Here is a 21,491-nt window from a genome sequence, read left to right on the forward strand (position 1 = left end):
GGCTGGCGGTGGATGCGGCCCGGCTCGCGGTGGGGCGGTTGGATCCTGCGGCCGGGGTGATGGTGCAGGTGGTGTGGGTGGATGCCGGGCCGGATCGGGTCGGTCGGATTGCGCTTGCCGCTCATCACCTGGCGGTTGACGGGGTGTCGTGGCGCGTCCTGGTGCCCGATCTTCAGGCCGCGTGCGAGGCGGCGGCTGCGGGAGGGACGCCGGAGTTGGAAGCGGCGGGGACCTCGTTCCGTGCTTGGGCGGAGGGGCTGCGGCGGGCCGCTCAAGGTCCCACGCGGGTGGGCGAGTTGGATGCCTGGGTCGACATGGTCGCCGGGACGGCCGGTGACGGGGAACCGCTGATCGGCCGCCGTGCGCTGGATCCGGCCGTCGACACGACGTCCACTCTGCGCCTGCTCTCCTGGTCGCTTCCGGCGGAGAAGGCAGCGGTGCTCGTCGGTGAGACACCACGGGTGTTCCACTGCGGGCTGCACGAACTGCTGTTGGCCACCCTGGCCGGTGCGGTGACGCGCCGCCGCCCGGGTTCCGAAGCTGAGATCAGTACTGGGATCGGCTCCGACGGGTTCCTGGTGGAGGTCGAGGGGCACGGGCGTGAGCCCTTGTCGGCGGGCATGGATCTGTCGCGGACGGTGGGCTGGTTCACCGCGGCCTACCCGGTCCGCCTGGACGCCTCCGGTGTCGACCTTGACGAAACAGCCGCCGGCGGTACGGCGGCTGGTGCGCTGGTCAAGCGTGTGAAGGAGCAGGTGCAGGCGGTGCCCGGAGACGGGCTCGGCCACGGCCTGCTGCGTCACCTGAACCCGGAAACGGCAGCGACGTTGGAGGCCCTGCCGGTGCCGCAGATCGGCTTCAACTACCTGGGCCGGTTCGCCACCGCCGGTGCAGTCGAGCCGGGCCAGGTCGAGCCCTGGCAGACGGCCGGAGACACGGCCGTCGGTGGCGCTGCCGACCCGGGCATGCCGGTGCTGCACGCGCTCGCCGCCGGTGCCGTGGTCGCGGACACCGCCAGCGGTCCGGAGCTGACACTCACCCTGAGCTGGCCCGCCGCGCTGTTGGACGAGACCGACGTAGCGGAGTTGGGCCGGGCCTGGCTCGCGCTGCTGTCGGGCCTCGCCGCCCACACCGCCGGTCCCCAGGCCGGCGGTCACACCCCCTCCGACTTCTCACTCCTCGATCTCGACCAGGACGAAGTCGACGACCTCGAAGCCATAGCTGCCGAACTCGACGAAGGACGGTTCCTGTGAAGCCCCCGACGCCCCCCTCGACGCCCGCCAAGGGATCCGCCCTCGCGGAAGTGTGGCCGCTCTCGCCCCTCCAGCAGGGGATGCTCTTCCACTCCTCGTACGACGACGAGGGGCCGGATGTCTACGGGCTCCAGTGCATCCTCGGTGTGGACGGCCCCCTGGACACCGAGCTCTTCCGTGCGTGCTGGGAGGCTCTGATCGAGCGCCACGCCGTCCTGCGCGCCAGTTTTCAGCGCCGCAGGTCCGGCGAGGCGGTGCAGCTGATCTCGCGGAGCGTTGTGCTCCCCTGGCGCGACGTCGACCTGTCGGACCTCGACGAGGACGAGGCCCTGACCCGGTTCGAGCGGCTGGCCCGCGAGGAGCGGGAGGACAGGATGAACCCCGCCTCCCCGCCCTTGCTCCGGCTGGTGCTGGCCCGGCTCGGGGGAGGCCGCCACCGCCTCGTCGTGACGACCCATCACATCCTCCTGGACGGCTGGTCGATGCCGGTGCTCCTCGACGAGTTGGAGGCGGTGTACACGGCAGGCGGAGATATCCGAGTCCTGCCCCCGGTCACCTCCTACCGCGACTACCTGTCGTGGCTCGGCCGCCAGGACCGCGAGGCGGCCCGCGCCGCGTGGCGGGAGGAACTGGCCGGAGCGGAGGAACCGACCCTGGTCGCTCCCCAGGCGGCAGGCGGAGCCGAGGTCGCCGTACTGCCGCGGGACCTCGTCCTGGATCTTCCCGAGGCGACCACCGCCCGGTTGAGGGAGCTGGCTCGCGGCCGGAACCTCACGCTGAACACCGTGGTGCAGGGCGCATGGGCACTGGTCCTGTCCCGGTTGACCGGACGGAACGACGTGGTGTTCGGCGCCACGGTGTCGGGTCGGCCGGCGGATCTGCCGGGCGCCGAGTCGATGGTCGGCCTGATGATCAACACGCTGCCGGTGCGGGTGCCCCTGGCCGGCGGGCAACCGGTGCTGGACATGCTCGCAGACCTGCAAGCCCGGCAGTCCTCGCTGATGCCGCATCAGCATCTGGGCCTGAGCGAGGTGCAGGGGCTGGCCGGTCCGGGAGCGACCTTCGACACCCTCGTGGTCTACGAGAACTACCCGACCCCGCCGGACGGGTCACCCGCGCCCGGCACGATCTCCTTCACGCGGATGGACGCGCACGAGGCCACCAACTTCCCGCTGACCGTCGGCATCGTCCCCGACGACTGCCTCCGGATCGTGATGACCCATCGGCCGGACCTCTTCGACGAGGAGGCGGCGGCCCGCGTCGCCGGATGGCTGATACGGGTGCTGGAACAGGTGGCGTCCGATCCGACGCGGACGCTGCGAGTGGGCGAGATCGATCTCCTCGACGGGCCCGAGCGGTCCGTGGTCGTCGAGGAGTGGAACGCCACGGCGCGGGACGGGGTTCCCGGCACGGTGTTGGAACGGTTCCGCGGATGGGCCGTCGGTACGCCGGACACGGCGGCGCTGTGGTTCAGCGACCGACCGCTGTCCTACGGTGAGTTGGACGCGCGGTCGGATGCGTTGGCCCGGGGCCTGGTCGCCCGTGGTGTGGGTCGTGAGTCGCGGGTGGGGCTGTGTCTGCCGCGTGGGGCCGAGATGGTCGTGGCCATGCTGGCGGTGTGGAAGGCGGGTGGTGCGTACGTCCCGCTGGATCCGGAGTATCCGTCCGACCGGTTGCTGTTCATGGTGGCCGACAGCGGTGCGGAGTTGGTGCTGGTCGCGCAGGAGACCGTAGACTGGTTGTCGGCGGACGTGGAGACGGCCCTGGTGGGCGAGTTGGCGACCGACTCGGGTGAGCTGCCGGATGTCACCTCCGACCAACTGGCCTATGTCATCTACACATCGGGGTCGACGGGCCGTCCGAAGGGTGTGGCGGTGGAGCACGCCTCCGTGGCCAACCTCGCCTCGGCGATGGGTCCTGTCCTCGGTGTGGGACCGGGGCTGACGGCGTTGCAGTTCGCGTCGTTCAGCTTCGACGCGGCGGTGCTGGACGTGGCCGTCACCCTCGCCGCCGGAGGCACGCTGGCGATCGCCTCGGCGGAGGAGCGACAGGACGGCGCTGCTCTGGCGGGCATGATCGACTTCAACGGCGTCGACAGTGCGAGTGTGGTGCCGTCGTTGTTGGGGGCTCTGGAGCCGAAGTCGGTTGCGGGGGTGGGGAATTGGGTGTTGGGTGCGGAGCGGCTGGAGGCCGGTCTCGCGGCGAAGTGGCGTGCGGGCGCCCGGGTTTGGAACACCTATGGCCCGACGGAGGCCACTGTCATCACCACAGCCGTCCTGTTGGAGGCGGGCATCACCGGTGAGGAGGCACCGCCGGCGATCGGCCGGCCTCTGGGGAATGTCCGCACCTACGTGCTGGATGCTTTTCTGCGGCCTGTTCCGGTGGGTGTGGCGGGGGAGTTGTACATCGCGGGTTCAGGTCTGGCCCGTGGCTATATCGGTCGTGCGGATCTGACGGCGGAACGGTTCGTGGCGTGCCCGTTCGGTGATGGCGGCGGGCGGATGTATCGCACCGGGGACCTGGTCCGGTGGACAGTGGACGGTTTGCTGGACTTCGTGGGGCGCGCGGATGCGCAGGTGAAGATCCGTGGGTTCCGGGTCGAACTCGGCGAGGTCGAGACCGTGTTGGCCGCCCACGCGCAGGTTGAGCGGGCTGTGGTGCTGGCGCGGGACGGTCGGCTGATCGGTTACACCGTCGGGGACGCGGACGCCGAGGAGTTGCGGGCCTTCGCCGGCACCCGGCTGCCGGAGTACATGGTCCCGTCGGCGGTCGTCGTACTCGACACGTTCCCGCTGACCGTCAACGGCAAGATCGACCGCTCCGCCCTGCCCGCGCCCGACCTCGCGTCTATTGCCACCCGTGTGCCTGCGACGCCCGGCGAGGAGGTGTTCTGCGCCCTGTTCGCCGAGGTGTTGGGGCTGGAGGTCGTCGGGGTCACGGACGGCTTCTTCCAGTTGGGCGGCGACTCGATCATGTCGATGCAGCTCGCGTCCCGGGCCCGTGCCGCAGGGTGGACCGTCTCGCCACGGCAGGTGTTCGAGGAGAAGACGCCGGAACGGTTGGCGCTGTTGGCGGTTGCGGTGTCCGGTGGGGCGGCGGCGGATACGGGTGTCGGGGAGGTGCCGTGGACCCCGGCGATGCGGTCGATGGGTGTGCACGCGCTGCGGGGCGAGTTCGCGCAGTGGACGGTGATCGGGGCGCCGGCCGGGCTGGGTGTGGACGTGCTGGCGTCCGGCGTGGCCGCGCTGCTGCGGGCGCACGGGATGCTGCGAGCCCGGACCGGGAGTGACCTTCGGACGCTGATGGTTCCGGAGGCGGGTGAGATCGACGCGTCCGGGCTGGTGGTCCGGGTGGACGCCGTAGGGGCTGCTGAGGGCGAGTTGGACCGGCTGGCGGTGGAGGCCGCTCGGCCCGCGGTCGCGCGGTTGGATCCGGCGGCCGGGGTGATGGTGCAGGTGGTGTGGGTGGATGCCGGGCCGGGGCGGGTCGGTCGGATCTTGCTTGCCGGTCATCACCTGGCGGTCGACGGGGTGTCGTGGCGGGTGCTGGCGCAGGACCTGGGGACCGCGTGCGAGGCGGCGGCCGTGGGCGGGCGACCGGTCCTCGAACCGGCGCCGACCTCCTTCCGCACCTGGGCGCGGGAGTTGCAGCGGTCGGCTGAAGTCCCGCAGCGGGTTGGAGAGTTGGCGAACTGGGTCGAGCTGGTGGGCACCGGTGCCGAGTCGCTGATCGGTCACCGGGGGCTGGACCCGGCCGTCGACACGGTTGCGTCGTTGCGTCGTTGTTCTTGGTCGGTTCCCGTGGGTGAGGCCGGGGTGCTCGTCGGTGAGGTGCCGGGGGTGTTCCACTGCGGCCTGTATGAGGTGTTGTTGGCGACGCTGGCCGGTGCGGTGGCGGTGTGGCGGCCGGGCTTCGGGGCTGGGCCGGGTGGGTTCCTGGTGGAGGTCGAGGGGCATGGCCGTGAGCCGTTGTCGGCGGGGATGGATCTGTCGCGGACGGTGGGCTGGTTCACCGCCGCCTATCCGGTACGGCTGGACGCATCGGGAGTGGACCTGGCGGAGGCTACGGCCGGTGGTGCGGCGGCCGGTGACCTGCTCAAGCGGGTGAAGGAGCAGGTGCAGGCGGTGCCCGGGGACGGCCTGGGACATGGCCTGTTGCGTCATCTGAACCCGGAGACGGGACCGGTGTTGGCGGGTCTCCCGGCGCCGCAGGTCGGTTTCAACTACCTGGGCCGGTTCGCGACCGCCGGTGGTGCGGGGGTGAGTTCGGTCGAGCCTTGGCAGTCGGCCGGGGACACCGCTGTGGGTGGCGCTGCCGATCCGGGCATGCCGGTGCCGCACGTGCTCGACGTGGGTGCTGTGGTCGCGGACACCGCGAGCGGGCCCGAGTTGTCGCTGACGCTGAGCTGGCCCGAGGCGCTGCTGGAGGAGGCCGACGTAGCGGAGTTGGGCCGGGCCTGGCTCGGGCTGCTGAACGGCCTTGCCGCCCACACTTCCGACCCCTCGGCCGGCGGTCACACCCCCTCCGACTTCTCACTCCTCGATCTCGACCAGGACGAAGTCGACGATCTGGAGGCCGAGTTCGCCGACGACCACCTGTGACTCACGGCCACTGACCCGCGATCCCTCCCCCTCCCCGGACCGCTCACCGCCGACCAACCCCCACCGTTCCGTCCGCGCCACCCGCTCCCCCCACCGTTCCGTCCGCGCCACCCGCTCCCCCCACCGCTCTGTCCCTGCCGCCGAACCGAAGCTGCGAACCGCTGTGAGGAGACGTACGCGATGACCCGGACCCGGACCGCCATCGAAGACATATGGCCACTGTCGCCGCTTCAGGAGGGGCTGCTGTTCCATGCGTCCCTCGGGGACGAGGCCTCCGACGTGTACGCGGGCCAACGGGCCCTGGCCCTCGACGGGCCGCTCGACGTCGACCGTCTCCGCCGCTCCTGGGAGGGCCTGATCGCCCGCCACGGGACCCTGCGGGCCAGCTTCCGCCGGCGCAAGTCGGGTGAGGCGGTGCAGGTCATCGCACGGGAGGTGGATCTGCCGTGGCGGGAGGTCGATCTGAGCGGCCTGCCCGAGGCCGACGTGGAGGCCGAGGCGGCCCGGTTGTCCGGGGCCGAACTCGCCGTCGGCTTCGATGTCGCGCGGGGTCCGTTGCTGCGATTGCTGCTGCTCCGCCTCGGCGAACGGCGTCACCGACTGGTACTGACGACCCATCACATCGTGCTCGACGGCTGGTCGTTGCCGATCCTGGTGAACGAGCTTGAGGTGGTCTACCGGGCGGGCGGGGATGTCGGCGCGCTGCCCGCGATCAGGTCGTACCGCGACTACCTGGCCTGGCTCGGCCGTCAGGATCGGGAGTTGGCGCGCGCCGCGTGGCGGGAGGAACTGGCCGGGGCGGAGGAACCGACCCTCGTCGCGCCCGTGAACCCGGCCCGGCTGCCACTGCGGCCGGAGACCGTTCTCGGCGAGTGCGATGCGGAGTTGACGCGAGCCCTGAACGACGTGGCCCGTCAGGGTGGAGTCACCATGGCGACGGTGGTGCAGGGGGCGTGGGCTCTGGTGCTGGCTCGTCTGTCCGGGCGGCGGGATGTGGTGTTCGGGACGACGGTCGCGGGGAGGCCGGCGGATCTGCCGGGTGCGGAGTCGTTGATCGGGTTGTTCATCAACACCCTGCCGGTGCGGGCGGAGTTGGCCGGAGGGTTGTCCGTGGCCGACCTGCTGTCCGAACTCCAGGCGCGACAGGTGAACCTGATGGGTCATCAGTACCTCGGGCTGGCGGAGATCAAGCAACTCGCAGGGCCGGGGGCCGAGTTCGACACGCTCGTCGTCTACGAGAACTATCCGCACTCCGCCGCGCCGGCTCCGTACGACCCGGACACCCTTGTCATCGGCCCGGGCGGCGCCCCACAGGACGCCAGCCACTATCCGCTCGGGCTGATCGTCATCCCGGGCGAGCGGATGGAACTGCACCTCGACTACCGCCCCGACCTCTTCGACGGGGCTCGTGCCGAAAGGATACTGGCCTCGCTGACAAGGGTGTTGGAGCAGTTCGCGGCGGACCCGCGACTGCGGCTCGGCGAGATCGAGTTGTTGGACGAGGCTGAGCGGGCCGTGGTCGTCGAGGAGTGGAACGCCACGGCGCGCGATGTGGACGCGTCGACGGTGCTGCAACGGTTCCGTGGGTGGGCGGTTCGGACACCGGACGCGACCGCGCTTTGGTCTCGGCAACACGCCCTGTCCTACGGTGAGTTGGACGCGCGGTCGGATGCGTTGGCCCGGGGCCTGATCGCCCGTGGTGTGGGCCGGGAGTCACGGGTGGGGCTGTGTCTGCCGCGTGGGTCCGAGATGGTGACCGCGATGTTGGCGGTGTGGAAGGCCGGTGGGGCGTACGTCCCGCTGGATCCGGAGTATCCGTCCGACCGGTTGCTGTTCATGGTGGCCGACAGCGGTGCGGAGTTGGTGCTGGTCGCGGAGGAGACCGCAGACCGGCTGTCCGCTGACGTGGAGACGGCCCTGCTGGGCGAGTTGGCGACCGACTCCGGTGAGCTGCCGGATGTCACCTCCGACCAACTGGCGTACGTCATCTACACATCGGGCTCCACCGGCCGTCCGAAGGGTGTCGCGGTCGCCCAGGCCTCCGTGGCCAACCTCGCCTCGGCGATGGGCCCTGTCCTCGGAGCGGAACCCGGTGTGACGGCGTTGCAGTTCGCGTCGTTCAGCTTCGACGCGGCCGTGCTGGACGTGGCCGTCACCCTCGCTACCGGGGGCACGCTGGCGATCGCCACGTCCGAGGAGCGGCAGGACCCGTCCGCTCTCGCCGCGATGGTCGAGGCGGCCGGTGTGTCCACGGCGAGTGTGGTGCCGTCGCTGCTGGGAGCACTGGAGCCCAAGTCGGTTGCGGGGGTGAAGAATTGGGTGCTGGGTGCGGAGCGGCTTGAGGCCGGTCTCGCGGCGAAGTGGCGTGCGGGCGCTCGGGTGTGGAACACGTACGGGCCCACCGAGGCCACCGTCATCACCACCGCCGTCCTCCTGGAGGAAGGCATCACGGGTGACGACGTGCCGCCCGCGATCGGCAGCCCCCTGGCCAACGTCCGCACCTACGTGCTGGATGCGTTCCTGCGGCCTGTTCCGGTGGGTGTGGCGGGGGAGTTGTACATCGCGGGGGACGGACTGGCCCGTGGTTACATCGGCCGCTCCGACCTGACGGCGGAACGGTTCGTGGCCTGTCCCTTCGGTGATGGAACGGGGCGGATGTACCGCACCGGGGACCTGGCGCGCTGGACGACGGACGGGCAGCTGGAGTTCGTGGGACGTGCCGACGCGCAGGTGAAGATCCGTGGGTTCCGGGTCGAACTCGGCGAGGTCGAGACCGTGTTGGCCGGCCACCCACGGACCGAGCGGGCCGCAGTGCTGGCGCGCGACGGACGGCTGATCGGATACGTCGTCGGGGACGCGGACGCCGAGGAGGTCCGGGCCTTCGCCGCCACCCGCCTCCCCGAGTACATGGTTCCGTCGACGGTCGTCGTACTCGACACCTTCCCGCTCACCGTCAACGGCAAGATCGACCGCGCCGCGCTGCCCGCCCCCGACCTCGGAGCGGGCGGTTCCCGGGGCCCGGAGACGCCCACGGAGGAGGTGTTGTGCGCGCTGTTCGGGGAGTTGCTCGGGCTGGCGGAGGTCGGGGCGGAGGAGAGCTTCTTCGCGCTGGGCGGTGATTCGCTGCTGGTGATGCGGTTGATCGCGCGGATGCGGGCGGAGCTGGACGTGTCGGTGGGGGTCCGCGAGATGTTCGCGGATCCGACGGTGGCCGGCGTGGCACGCCTTGTCGACGGGGCCGGGGCGGCCGTCGGCGCGTTGCTGCGCCGCCGGGAGCGTCCGGAGCGGGTTCCGCTGTCGTTCGCCCAGCAGCGGATGTGGTTCCTCAACCGGATCGAAGGGGCCGACAGCGACGGCGAGGGGGCCGCCGCCTACAACCAGCCGTTCGCCCTGCGGCTGTTGGGCCGGCCGGACGTGGCGGCGCTGGAGGCGGCGCTCGGCGATGTGGCGGACCGGCACGAGAGCCTGCGGACGGTCTTCCCCGATGTGGAGGGAGTGCCGCACCAGGAGATCCGTGAGGGGGCCGAGGGCCGGCCTCGGCTTCGGGTGATCGAGGCCGGTGCGCGCTGGCGGGAAGTGATGGCGGAGGAGACCGGGCGCGGATTCGACCTCGGGGCCGAACTGCCTTGGCGGACAAGTCTTTTGAGGGTCGCGGAGGAGGAGTGGGTCCTGCTGCTGGTGTCCCATCACATCGCCTCCGACGGCTGGTCGATGGGTGTCCTGGCGAGGGACCTCAGGACGGCGTACCGGTCCCGGCACGGCGGCCGTCCCCCGGAGTGGGAACCCCTCCCGGTCCAGTACGCGGACTACGCGCTGTGGCAGCGGGAGGTGCTGGGCGAGCTGGACGACCCGGACAGCGCGGGGGCCGGTCAGATCGCGCACTGGAGGCAGGCGTTGGCCGGGGCGCCGCAGGAGACGGCGCTGCCCCTCGACCGCCCGCGCCCGGCGTCGCCGTCGTTCCGCAGCGGTTCGGTGCCGGTCGGGGTGGACGCGTCGACGCATGCCCGGTTGGCGGAGTTGGCCGCCCGGAGCGGGGCGACCATGTTCATGGTGGTACATGCCGCGCTGGTGGTGCTGCTCGCGCGGATGGGTGCCGGGGAGGACGTCTGCATCGGCACACCGGTGGCCGGCCGCTCGGACGCCCAACTGGAGGAACTGGCGGGGTTCTTCGTCAACACGCTCGTCCTGCGGACGGACTTGACGGGGAATCCGTCGTTCGCCGAGATACTGCGCCGGGTGCGCGAGTCGGACCTGTCGGCGTACGCGCACCAGGACGTGCCGTTCGAGCGGCTGGTCGACGAGCTGAACCCGGCGCGCTCCGCGGCCCGCAACCCGTTGTTCCAGGTGATGTTGGCGCTGCAGAATCTGCCCGAGGCGCACTGGGACCTCGAAGGCCTGACCGTCGAGGCGGTTCCGCCGGCCCAGGCCCCCGCGGCCCGCTTCGATCTCTCCCTGTCGCTGAACGAGCGCCGCTCCGACAGCGGAACCCCGGCCGGTCTCGGCGGCGGGATCCTCTACTCCGCCGATCTCTTCGACGAGCGGACCGTACGCCGTCTCGCGGAACGCCTGGCCCGGGTGCTGGAGCAGGCCGCGGCCGACCCCCAAGTCCGGCTGGGCGACCTTGAGTTGCTGGACGAGGCGGAGCGGTCCGCGGTCGTCCAGGAGTGGAACGGCACGGCGCGGGACGTGGACGCGTCGACGGTGGTGGAGCGGTTCCGTGGGTGGGCGGCCCGGACGCCGGACGAGATCGCGTTGCGGTTCCGGCAACAGGCCCTGTCCTACGGTGAGTTGGACGCGCGGTCGGATGCGTTGGCCCGGGGCCTGGTCGCCCGTGGTGTGGGTCGTGAGTCGCGGGTGGGGCTGTGTCTGCCGCGTGGGTCCGAGATGGTCGTGGCCATGCTGGCGGTGTGGAAGGCGGGTGGTGCGTACGTCCCGCTGGATCCGGAGTATCCGTCCGACCGGTTGCTGTTCATGGTCGCTGACAGCGGTGCGGAGTTGGTGCTGGTCGCGCAGGAGACCGTAGACTGGTTGTCGGCGGACGTGGAGACGGCCCTGGTGGGCGAGTTGGCGACCGACTCGGGTGAGCTGCCGGAGGTCACCTCCGACCAACTGGCGTACGTCATCTACACATCGGGGTCGACGGGTCGTCCGAAGGGTGTGGCGGTCGCACATGCCTCCGTGGCGCACCTGGCGTCGGTCATGCGTCCCGTCCTCGGCGCGGAACCCGGGGTGGCGGCGTTGCAGTTCGCGTCGTTCAGCTTCGACGCGGCGGTGCTGGACGTGGCCGTCACCCTCGCCGCCGGAGGCACGCTGGCGATCGCCTCGTCCGACGAGCGGCTGGACGGTGCGGCGTTGGCGCGCATGGTCGAGGCGGCCGGGGTCGAGGTGGCGAGCGTGGTGCCCTCCCTGCTGCGCGCGCTGGAGCCCAAGTCGGTTGCGGGGGTGGGGAACTGGGTGCTGGGCGCGGAGCGGCTTGAGGCCGGTCTCGCGGCGAAGTGGCGTGCGGGTGCCCGGGTGTGGAACACGTACGGGCCCACCGAGGCCACCGTCATCACCACCGCCGTCCTGCTGGAGGAGGGCATCACCGGTGCGGACGCGCCCCCGGCCGTCGGCCGGCCGTTGCCCAACGTCCGTACCTACGTGCTGGACGCGTATCTGCGGCCCGTGCCCGCGGGGGTCACCGGGGAGCTCTACATCGCCGGTTCGGGTCTGGCCCGGGGCTACGTCAACCGGGCCGAGCTGACCGCGGAGCGGTTCGTGGCCTGCCCGTTCGGTGACGGGGAGCGGATGTACCGCACGGGTGACCTGGTGCGGTGGCTGCCCGACGGCGACGGCAATCTGGCCTTCGTGGGGCGGGCGGACACGCAGGTGAAGATCCGCGGGTTCCGCGTGGAACTCGGCGAGGTCGAGGCCGTTCTCGCCGCCCACCCGGACGTCAGGACGGCCATCGCGACGGTCCGCGAGGACCGGCCGGGCAACCCGCGCCTCGTCGGCTACGTCCTGCCGGAACCCCGGGAGGGTGGGCGGGGCGTGGAGACCGGGAGCGTGCGCGAGTACGCCGCGACGCGCCTCCCGGACTACATGGTCCCGTCCGTCGTCGTGGTCCTCGACGCCCTGCCGCTCACCGTGAACGGCAAGGTCGACCATGGCGCTCTCCCCGTCCCGGAGTTGGACGACGGGGGCTTGGGCCTCCGTCCCCGGACCGAGACGGAGGAACTGCTCTGCGCCCTGTTCGCCGAGGTACTGGGCATCGACCGGGTGGCCGCCGACGGCAACTTCTTCGACCTGGGCGGGAACTCCGCGCTGGCGATGCACCTCGCGGGCCGGATCCGGTCGGAGGCGGGCGTCGAACTGGACATGAAACAGTTCTTCGGCAAGCCGACGCCGATCGGCGCGGCGCGCATCCTGGCCCTGAAGGAGCGGCCCCCGGTGGTCGCGGTCGAGCACGAGGGCGGTGAGGCACCGGCGACTGCCGGGCAGTTGCTCGACTGGCGGCGCGCCGCGGCCAACCCCCGGACACTGGCCCTGCAGTCGTCCGTTGCCGTGCGCCTGCGCGGCGAACTCGACCGCGACGCCCTGCGGGCAGCGCTGGCGGACGTGGCGGCACGGCACGACATCCTGCGTACGGTCTTCGCCGAGACCCCGGACGGCGGACTGGTCCAGCGGATCCTGGACGCCGACGACCCCGCGGTCCTCCCCACTCTCCCGGTCGTCGAGGCGACGGAGGAGGAGCTTCCCGCCGTCCTCGCCGAGCGCGCGGACCGCCGCTTCGACCTCGGACGCGAAACGCCTTGGGCGTCAACCCTGTTCGCGCTCTCCGACACCGACCATGTCCTCCTCCTCGTCCTCCACCTCATCGGCGCCGACGACACGTCCCGGGACGCTCTCGTACGCGATGTCGCTGTGGCGTACGGCGCGCGCCGTGAGGGCCGTGCCACCGAACGCGCGCCGCTGCCCCTGCAGTTCGCCGACTACGCGGTGTGGCAGAACCACCGACTCGCGGAGGCGGAGGCGGAGGCGACAGCGGCGGCGGGTACCGAGGGGAGCGGGGTCGGCGACCAAATCGCTTACTGGAAGGAGGTGTTGGCGGACGCCCCGGCCGCCACCGTCCTCCCCACGGACCGGCCGCGGCCCGCGCGGCCGAACCACCGGGCCCGCTCGGTGCCGCTGCGCGTTCCGGCCGCGACGCACGCCCGTCTGATGGACGTGGCCCGGCCGCTCGGCGCGACCTCGGCGGCCGTCGTCCACGCGGGTCTCGCGATGCTCCTCGCCCGGATGGGCGCGGGCACCGATCTGACGGTCGGCGCCGTGACGGAGCGGCCGGCGGCCGGGGGTGAACTCGAAGCCGCCATGGGCCCGTTCGCCGGGTTGCTGCCGCTGCGCACCGACGTCTCGGGCGACCCGACGTTCCGGGAACTCCTCGGCCGGGTGTGGGAGACCGCCGGGGAGGCCGACGTACGGGCAGACGTTCCGTTCGCGCGCATCGCCGAGATCCTGGGCGTCGCGGGCGAGGAAGCCGGCGACCCGCATCCGCTCTTCCAGACCGTCCTGGACGTCCGGGAGGACACCGCGGAGAAGTGGGACGTCCCGGCGTTCCCGGGGCTGAACGCCTCGACGGTCGATCTCGGCGCCCAGGCGTCCGGGTTCGATCTGTCGGTCCGGCTGACCGACCGCCACCGGGACGACGGCGGACCGGGAGGCCTCGACGGCACCTTGGACTACGCCGAGGAACTGTTCGACCGGGCCACCGCGGCCCGCCTCGCGAAGCGGCTCGTCCATGTCCTCCAACAGGTGGCGGCCGATCCCGAACTGACCCTGAGCAGCATCGACATCCTGCTCGGCACGGCCGAGTTCCGGCGGCTGACCGAGGAGTGGAACCTCGGCGCGGCCCGCGTCCCGGACGGCACGGTGCTCCCGTCGCTCGCCGAGGCCACGGTCCGTGATCCGCGTGCCGTGGCCGTCCGCGACCGGGACGGTCACCTCACCCGGCGCTCGCTGGACCGGGCGGCGGGATGGCTCGCCGCGCGGCTGGACCGGCTCGGGGCGGGCGCGGGCGGTGTCGTCGTGGTGGCGGCCCGGCCCGGTACCGGCTGGGCGGTCGCCGTGCTCGGGGTGCTCAGGTCCGGTGCCGCGTGCCTGATCGCGGACCCGGACGACTCCGCGGGCCCGCTGGCGGTCGCCGCCGCGCTGGGCTGCGAACGCCCGGTCGCGCTCGTCCGGTCCGGTGGCGGCGCCGTGCCGGGGGAGGGGACGGTGCCGGTGCTGCGGGTGGAGGACGCGATCCGGGCCGGGAACAGTCGGCTGCGCCGCACCGCCACGCTCCGGACGCCGTCGCCGTCCCAACCGGCGGTCGTCCTCCCCGTGGAGGCACCGGACGGCACCCTGGTGGGTGAAATGCTGGATCACCGGTCCCTGCTCGGTCGCGTGATCGACCGTCAGGCGGCCTCCCCCGCAACGGGATCGGCAACGGGATCGGCCGACGGCGCGGTCCGTCTGGACGCGGGCGCGCCCGTCGCCGACCTGCTCGTCGGGGTGCTGGCCGCGCTGCGCGGAGGCAGCGCCGTCGACGTCGGGGACACCGCCGTCGTACCCACGACGGAACGGCCGGACCGCGCACCCGCGTCGGCCGCCGTCCCGCTGCCCCGCACCGCGCGCGCCTACGTCCTCGACGCCTGGCTCCGGCCGGTCCCGGCGGGCGTGGCAGGCGACCTGTACGTGGCGGGTCCGTCCCTGGCCCGCGTCTATGCCGGCGCACCGGCCCGTACCGCGGGCAGTTTCGTGCCCGACCCGTTCGGACCCGGTGGTGACCTGATGCTGCGCACCGGCCGGCGCGCCGCGTGGACCTCCGACGGACTGGTGGAGCCGCGCGCCGCGGAGGACGGCGCCGACCTGTCGGCGCCACGACGCGCCGGACGCCGACGCGACGACCTCGACGCGCTGCTGGCACTGCGGCCCGGGGGCTCCCGCCCACCGCTGTTCTGCCTCCACCACAGCACGGGCCTGGCCTGGTGCTACTCCGGCATCCTCCAGCACCTTCCCGAGGACCTCCCGGTCTACGGCCTCCAGACACCTGCCTTCGCCGGCCGCGGGGCGCTGCCGGACAGCATGGACGAGATGGTCGCCGGACACGTCGAACGCATCCGCGCGGCGCAGCCCGAGGGGCCGTACCAGCTGCTCGGCTGGTCCTTCGGCGCGGTGCTCGCCCAGGCCGTCGCCACCGCGCTGGAGGAGCAGGGCCAACAGGTCTCGCTGCTGGCGCTGTTGGACGGATTCCCCGGCGGACACCGGGACGCGGAGAGCGCGCACGAGGAGGACGGCAACGGGGTGGACAGGGAAGGGCGCGTGGTGCTCAGCGGCCCGGAGGTGGGAGCGCCGCTGGCCGACGCGTTCACGCGCGACATGGAGAGGACGAAGCAGCACATGATCCGGTTGGAACGGCGGCACACGCCCCGGCGCTTCGCCGGTGACGCACTGCTGTTCCTGGCCACCGAGGGCGGTCTGGCCCAGATGTCGCTGGACGCGAAGCGCACGACCTGGGAGCAGTACATCGCCGGCCGCATCGACGGCATCGAGGTCCCGGCCGACCACATCGGGCTGTTGTGGGCCGAGAGCGCCGGGGTCATCGGGCGCGCGGTCGCGGAACGGCTCGTAGAGCAGCAGTCCATGTCGGACACGTCGCAGACGTTCCACACCTCAGAGAGGTAGAACCCGCATGACGCAGTCGTTCGAGCTACAGGTCGACAAGCGCCGGAGCCTGCTGGACCCGGTGCCGGAGCTGCTGGAGATCAGTGCGCGGGCTCCGCTCTCCAAGGCGCCCGGGGGAATGCCCGGTTGGATCGCGACCGGCCGTGAGGTGGTGCGGCAGATCCTCGGTGATTCCGAGCGGTTCTCGAACGTGCCGCCCCCGGAGCCCGGTGGCCGGAAACTCGACCAGCACGAGGGCAGCCTGCTGCACATCGACGCGCCGGAACACAGCCGGTTGCGGCGGCTGGTGGCGCCCATGTTCACGGTGCGGCAGATGCGCCGGCTGGAGCCGATGATGGAGCGGATCGTCGCGGATCACCTCGACGTGCTGGAGCGGGCGGGCCAACCGGCCGACCTGATGCGGCACTTCGCCCGGCCCGTCTCCGGCCTGGTGCTCGCCGAGATCCTCGGCCTGCCCCGGGACGACCTGCCCGAGCTGTCCCGGCTGAGCGACTACCGGGCCGCCGGACACAGCGCCCGACGCAAGCCCGCGGCGACGGCGTACTTCAGGCACTTCGGGCAACTTGTCGCGGAGCAACGCCGTAATCCGGGTGAGGGCCTGGTCGGGGCGCTGATCCGGGAGCACGGGGACGGGGTGACGGACGAGGAGCTGGCCGGGCTCTGCGAGGGCATCGCCAACGGCTCGATCGAGAACACAGCGGAGGCCATCGCCCTGGGCACCCTGGCCCTGCTGCTCCATCCCGAGCAACTGGCCCTGCTGCGGGAACGGCCCGAGCTGATGGACCGGGCCGTGGAGGAACTGCTGCGCTACGTCTCGGTGGTGGCCGTCGTCTCGCCGCGCACGGCGCTGGTGGACGTGGCGATCGCCGGCGAGGTGATCAAGGCCGGTGAGGTGGTGTCGTGTTCGGTGCTCGCCGCGAACCGCTGCCCGCACGGGGACGGCGTCGCGGACGGGCTGGACATCGCGAGGGAGGAGTCCGCCAACCACCTGGCCCTGGGCCACGGCAACCACTTCTGCCTGGGCGCGGGGCTGGCCCGCGTGCAGATGCGGATCGCCTTCGCCGGGCTGCTGGAGCGGTTCCCCGGCCTGCGCCTCGGCGCCGGGGTGGAGGAGTTGCGGTTCCGGCTGCTGGCTCCGCAGTTCGGCGTCGAGACGCTTCCGGTCGCCTGGTGAGTCAGGTGGCCGGCGTGGACGGGGGCGGTGCGCGCGTCGGGATCCGGGTGGACCGTGACCGCTGCGCGGGCTCGGGGGTGTGCGCCCTGTTCGAGCCCAGGTTCTTCGACCAGTCGGAGGAGGACGGCCTGGCGCTGCCGCGCGTCCACGAGGCCCGACCGGAGGCGCTGCCCGCGCTGCGGGCGGCCGCGGTCCGCTGCCCCGCCGGCGCCATCACGCTGGTGTCGACCGACGCGCGCGCGAGTGCTGTCGGGGACCGGGCTGACTGAACGGTCGTGTGGGGCGCCCGTTGCAACCTCGGTGTGACCGGGTGCCCCGTAGAACTGGTGGTATGCCGAACACATTTCAGAAGCGTATGGCCGGGCCGGTCCTGGCGGTCCTTTCCGTGCTGACGGCCGGAACAATGCTCGTCGGCTGTTCGTCGGATTCGACATCGGATGACGCGTCCGACGGCAGCCAGGGTTCGTCGAATTCTTCGGGCGACTCCTCCAATTCGGCCGTGGCCTACTCGCAGTGCATGCGGGAGAACGGCGTATCGAATTACCCCGACCCCAAGGAGGACAGTCAGGGCAGGGTGCAGCTGACGGTCCCCGCTGACATCGACCAGAATTCACCGACCTTCAAGTCGGCCCAGTCGGCCTGCCAGTCGAAGCTCGTGCAGGGCGACACCGGCGCCGCCGCCAACAGCCGGTCCTTCGACGCGACGAAGGTCGCGGCATGGGCGAAGTGCATCCGCAAGAACGGCATGCCCAACTTCCAGGACCCCAAGGTCGACGGCAGCACGATCATCATCGACGCCGACGCGGCCGGTATCTCCGGGCAGGACGACCCCAACTTCGCCAAGGCCACGGCCGCTTGCTACAGCATCCGGCCCGGCGGCAGCCTGATGGTCACAGGAGGGGGGCAGTGACCGGTCGCGAGGAAGGGACCGTGGAGACGGCTCCCGAGATCGCGGCGGACGCCCCGGGCGGGGAACTGGAACCCCGGGCCGCGGCCCTCGCCTCCTTCGACGGGAACGGCGGTGCCGTGGACCAGCCGCCGCCGGAGGGCAGCCGCCCGCGGCGCCGGGGGATGCGTATCGCACTGATCGTCGCGTGTGCGGTGGTGGTCGCCGTGGCCGCGGCCGGTGCCGCCTCGGGTGTGTTCGGCGGCGGGGACGACAAGACCGAGGCGACGGCACCCTCCGGGCCGCCCGCCACGGCAAAGGTCAAGCGCACGACGCTGACCAGCTCCCAGACCGTGGACGGGCAGCTCGGGTACGGCGACACGGCGGCGGTCCAGGCCCCGGGGGCGTCCGGCTCGGCGCAGTCCGGCGGGTCGGCGCAGGGCGGTGGCGGGTCCGGCTCCGGGATCGTCACCTGGATGCCCTCGGACGGCGACACGATCACCCGCGGCAAGCCCGTCTACAAGGTCAACCAGCAGTCGGTGCCTCTGCTGTACGGCTCGGTGCCGCTGTACCGGACGCTGAAGCCGGGCACTACCGGAAGCGACGTCAAGATGCTGGAGAAGAACCTCCGGGCGCTCGGCTACCGGGGCTTCACGGTGGACGACACCTACGACTACGGCACAGCCGCCGCCGTCGAGAAGTGGCAGGACAAGCTGGGCCGTTCTGGGACCGGCGAGGTGCGGGTCGGCGACGCGCTGGTGGGGTCCGGCGCGCGGCGGGTCGCCAAGGCGGAGCTCGCCGTCGGCGACACCCTCGCCGGAGACGTGCTCACTTGGACAGGCACCGATCGGGTGATCTCCGTCGACCTGCCCGTGCAGTACGCGGACCTCGCGAAGAAGGGCGGGGCCACGACGGTCACGCTGCCGGACAACACCACGGTGACCGCCCTCGTGACGGACGTCGGGACACCGACATCGTCGAACGCCTCCTCGGGCTCCTCGTCCGCCGGCGGTTCGGGTGGTTCCTCGGGCTCGGGCTCCGCGAACGCCACCGTCCCCGTGGAGCTGAAGGTCAAGGACGCCGCGAAGATCGGCGCCTACCAGGCCGCCTCCGTCAGTGTCGAGTTCGCGTCCGAGACACGCGCCAACGTGCTGGCGGTGCCGATCAGCGCCCTGTTCGCACTGCCCGGCGGCGGCTACGCGGTCGAGGTGGTGACCGGGGCGAAGACGGAGTACCGCGATGTGAAGCTCGGGACGTTCGGCAACGGCATGGTGGAGATCTCCGGCACCGGCATCACCGCGGGCACGGTCGTGGGGGTCCCGAAGTGACCGTCACAGCCCACCCGGTGATCGAGCTGGCCGGGGTCAGCAAGTCGTACGGCGATGTGGCCGCCCTGGTCGAGACGGACCTGGTGGTCCACCGCGGCGAGATGCTCGCGGTCGTCGGCCCGTCCGGTTCGGGCAAGTCCACCATGCTCAACATCATGGGCACGCTGGACCGCCCCTCGTCGGGGACGGTGGCGATCGCCGGCCACGCCGTGGAGTCCCTGAACGACCGCGAGCTGTCGGCGCTGCGGGCCGGCACCATCGGCTTCGTCTTCCAGCAGTTCCACCTCGCCGCCGGAGTCCCCGCCCTCGACAGCGTGGCGGACGGTCTGCTCTACGGCGGACGGCCGCGCCGCGAGCGGCGCCGGCTCGCCGAGGCGGCGCTGCGCAGGGTGGGCCTGGGACACCGGCTCCTGCACGAACCGCAGCAACTGTCCGGCGGCGAGAAACAACGGGTGGCGATCGCCCGCGCGGTGGTCGGCGACCCGCCGCTGCTGCTGGCCGACGAGCCGACCGGCGCGCTGGACTCCCGCTCCGGGACGGTGGTCATGGAACTGCTCCACGAGCTGCACGAGGCCGGCACGACGGTGGTCGTCATCACCCACGACCGGGACATCTCGGCGTCCCTGCCGCGTGAGGTCAGGGTCCGGGACGGCCGTATCGAGCACGATTCGGGGGCACCGGGGCCCCGGGCCCTGGCGTACACGGGGGTGGAGCGATGAGTACGACACAGTCGCCGCCGGCCGGCCGGGAGCGGCCCTGGGCCGAACTGCCCTCGCCGCCGCGGCCCCGGGCGGCCCGGCTGAGCCTGTCCGACGTGGCCCGGGTGGGCGGCTGGGGACTGCGCTCGCGACCCATGCGGGTCTTCCTCTCCGCCCTCGGCATCGCGATCGGCATCGCCGCGATGATCGGCGTGGTGGGCATCTCCACCTCGTCGACGAACGACCTGAACAAGCAGCTGGCCGCGCTCGGCACCAACCTGCTCACGGTCTCCCCGGGCACCACCATGACCGGCGCGAACGCCCATCTGTCCGAGGACGCCGTCGCGATGGTCGGAAGCCGGCCCGAGGTGATCTCGGCCTCCGCGACCGGGACCACGGACGCCAAGCTCTACCGCAACGACCGCATCCCGTCGGTGGAGTCCGGCGGCCTCTCGGTCAGCGCGGCGCGGACCGACCTGCTGCGGTCCATCGGCGGGCAGATCGTGGACGGCCGCTGGCTCAACGGCGCCAGTAGCCGCTATCCGGCCGTGGTGCTGGGCTCGGAGACGGCCCGCAGCCTCGGGATCCACCGGGCCGGCCCCGACGTGCAGGTGTGGCTCGGCAACCACTGGTTCACCGTGGTGGGCCTGCTGGCGCACAACGAACTGCTGCCGGTCCTTGACACACAGGCCTTCGTGGGCTGGCCGGTGGCGAAGAAGACGCTGTCCTTCGACGGCTATCCGACGACGATCTACACCCGGGCGAAGGACGCCGACGTCGAGAAGGTGCATGGCGTCCTGGGCGCCACGGTGTCCCCGCAGGACCCCAACGAGGTCAACGTCTCCCGTCCCTCCGACGCGCTGGCCGCCAAGAACGCCACGGACAAGACGCTGAGCGGGCTGCTGCTGGGCCTGGGCGGGGTCGCGCTGCTGGTCGGCGGCGTCGGAGTGGCCAACACCATGGTCATCTCGGTGCTGGAGCGGCGTTCGGAGATCGGGCTGCGCCGCTCGCTGGGCGCCACCCGGGGCCAGATCAGGATCCAGTTCCTCGCCGAGGCGCTGCTGCTGTCCGGGCTCGGCGGCGTGGGCGGCGTGCTGCTGGGCATCGGCGTGACCGACGGCTATGCCGCCTATCAGGGGTGGGCCGCCCTGGTGCCGCTGTGGGCGATGGCCGGCGGGCTGGCCGCCACCCTCGCCATCGGCGGACTGGCCGGCTTCTACCCCGCGGTCCGGGCCGCCCGACTGCCCCCGACGGAGGCCCTCGCGACCAACTAGCCCACGGTGAGCGTGCCTTGACAGTTGACATCCAGACCGCGGCGCCCCCACCGTCCACCCCCGTCCGGAGGGGGCGTCGCACCCCGGCCCGGTGTCCAAGTGCTCGGGTCGGTCGGTTGGACGACCCTGTCGCGTCGGCGTCCGACACGTGACACTGGTGACCCGACCGCACTCGTCCCCATATAAACAATACCCATATCCACGAATTACTCCTCGGATTGTTCCTCGAATTGGTGAGCCTTGTTCGTCCCATTAGCGACGGCTAAGGTTTTCTCATCCACCGAGGAATACGATCCGTGGGAGCGATTATGGCGAACCCGTTCGACGATGAAAACGGGACCTTTCTGGTGCTCGTGAACAGGGAGAATCAACATTCGTTGTGGCCCGCGTTCGCCGAGATTCCGAATGGCTGGCGACTCGCATTCGGTGAGGCGACGCGCAAGGAATGCCTCGCCTACGTGGAGGAGAACTGGACGGACCTCCGTCCGCAGAGCCTCATCGACGCGATGAGGAAGACCGAGGCGGCCCACTGATGGCCGGCCAGACCGCGGCGACGCGACCCAGGGAGTACC

General features: G+C 71.8%; 10 protein-coding genes (1 of these 10 running past the window's edge). All 10 read left to right on the forward strand.

Annotated features, from left to right (window positions below):
• On the forward strand, positions 1 to 1,253 hold the 3' portion of the coding sequence (locus tag OG226_RS44680; protein WP_329352332.1) for a non-ribosomal peptide synthase/polyketide synthase. Its footprint begins 21,445 nt before the window's first position; the window shows 1,253 of its 22,698 coding nt (coding positions 21,446–22,698); its start codon lies beyond the left edge, outside the window; it ends in the stop codon at positions 1,251 to 1,253.
• Positions 1,250 to 5,854 (forward strand): non-ribosomal peptide synthetase, encoded by a 4,605-nt coding sequence (locus OG226_RS44685; RefSeq protein ID WP_329352333.1) that lies wholly within the window; start codon positions 1,250 to 1,252, stop codon positions 5,852 to 5,854. Before OG226_RS44680 ends, OG226_RS44685 begins: the two co-directional genes overlap by 4 nt.
• A 180-nt stretch (positions 5,855 to 6,034) precedes the next feature.
• Entirely contained in the window at positions 6,035 to 15,559 is a 9,525-nt protein-coding gene (locus OG226_RS44690; RefSeq protein ID WP_329352334.1) for a non-ribosomal peptide synthetase, read from the forward strand.
• A 7-nt stretch (positions 15,560 to 15,566) separates the two neighbouring features.
• Positions 15,567 to 16,733 carry a cytochrome P450 gene (locus tag OG226_RS44695; RefSeq protein ID WP_329352335.1) on the forward strand — a complete coding sequence of 389 codons (1,167 nt, stop codon included), beginning with the start codon at positions 15,567 to 15,569 and terminating at the stop codon, positions 16,731 to 16,733.
• Positions 16,730 to 17,002, forward strand: a complete 273-nt coding sequence (locus OG226_RS44700) for a ferredoxin (protein WP_329352336.1) — start codon at positions 16,730 to 16,732, stop codon at positions 17,000 to 17,002. The genes OG226_RS44695 and OG226_RS44700 overlap by 4 nt, the downstream gene beginning before the upstream one ends.
• A 230-nt stretch (positions 17,003 to 17,232) precedes the next feature.
• The gene (locus tag OG226_RS44705; protein ID WP_329352337.1) at positions 17,233 to 17,643 is read left to right on the forward strand and encodes a hypothetical protein; all 411 of its coding nucleotides are present in this window, start codon (positions 17,233 to 17,235) and stop codon (positions 17,641 to 17,643) included.
• Entirely contained in the window at positions 17,640 to 18,947 is a 1,308-nt protein-coding gene (locus OG226_RS44710) for a peptidoglycan-binding protein (protein WP_329352338.1), read from the forward strand. Before OG226_RS44705 ends, OG226_RS44710 begins: the two co-directional genes overlap by 4 nt.
• Positions 18,944 to 19,666, forward strand: a complete 723-nt coding sequence (locus OG226_RS44715; protein ID WP_328685229.1) for an ABC transporter ATP-binding protein — start codon at positions 18,944 to 18,946, stop codon at positions 19,664 to 19,666. Before OG226_RS44710 ends, OG226_RS44715 begins: the two co-directional genes overlap by 4 nt.
• A complete protein-coding gene (locus OG226_RS44720; RefSeq protein WP_328685230.1) occupies positions 19,663 to 20,919 on the forward strand; it encodes an ABC transporter permease in 1,257 nt (418 codons plus the stop codon). The genes OG226_RS44715 and OG226_RS44720 overlap by 4 nt, the downstream gene beginning before the upstream one ends.
• 308 nt (positions 20,920 to 21,227) lie before the next feature.
• Positions 21,228 to 21,452: an MbtH family protein gene (locus OG226_RS44725; RefSeq protein ID WP_033280615.1), complete on the forward strand. Its 225-nt coding sequence runs from the start codon at positions 21,228 to 21,230 to the stop codon at positions 21,450 to 21,452.
• The last annotated feature ends 39 nt before the right edge of the window (positions 21,453 to 21,491 follow it).

Origin of the sequence: Streptomyces sp. NBC_01261 (genome assembly GCF_036226385.1) — a bacterium.
GTDB lineage: Bacteria > Actinomycetota > Actinomycetes > Streptomycetales > Streptomycetaceae > Streptomyces.

Bases quoted from the DNA above. Each gene is read 5' to 3' on its own strand.
- OG226_RS44690 (WP_329352334.1), top strand. From the start codon at position 6,035: ATGACCCGGACCCGGACCGCCATCGAAGACATATGGCCACTGTCGCCG.
- OG226_RS44695 (WP_329352335.1), top strand. From the start codon at position 15,567: ATGACGCAGTCGTTCGAGCTACAGGTCGACAAGCGCCGGAGCCTGCTG.
- OG226_RS44720 (WP_328685230.1), top strand. From the start codon at position 19,663: ATGAGTACGACACAGTCGCCGCCGGCCGGCCGGGAGCGGCCCTGGGCC.
- OG226_RS44725 (WP_033280615.1), top strand. From the start codon at position 21,228: ATGGCGAACCCGTTCGACGATGAAAACGGGACCTTTCTGGTGCTCGTG.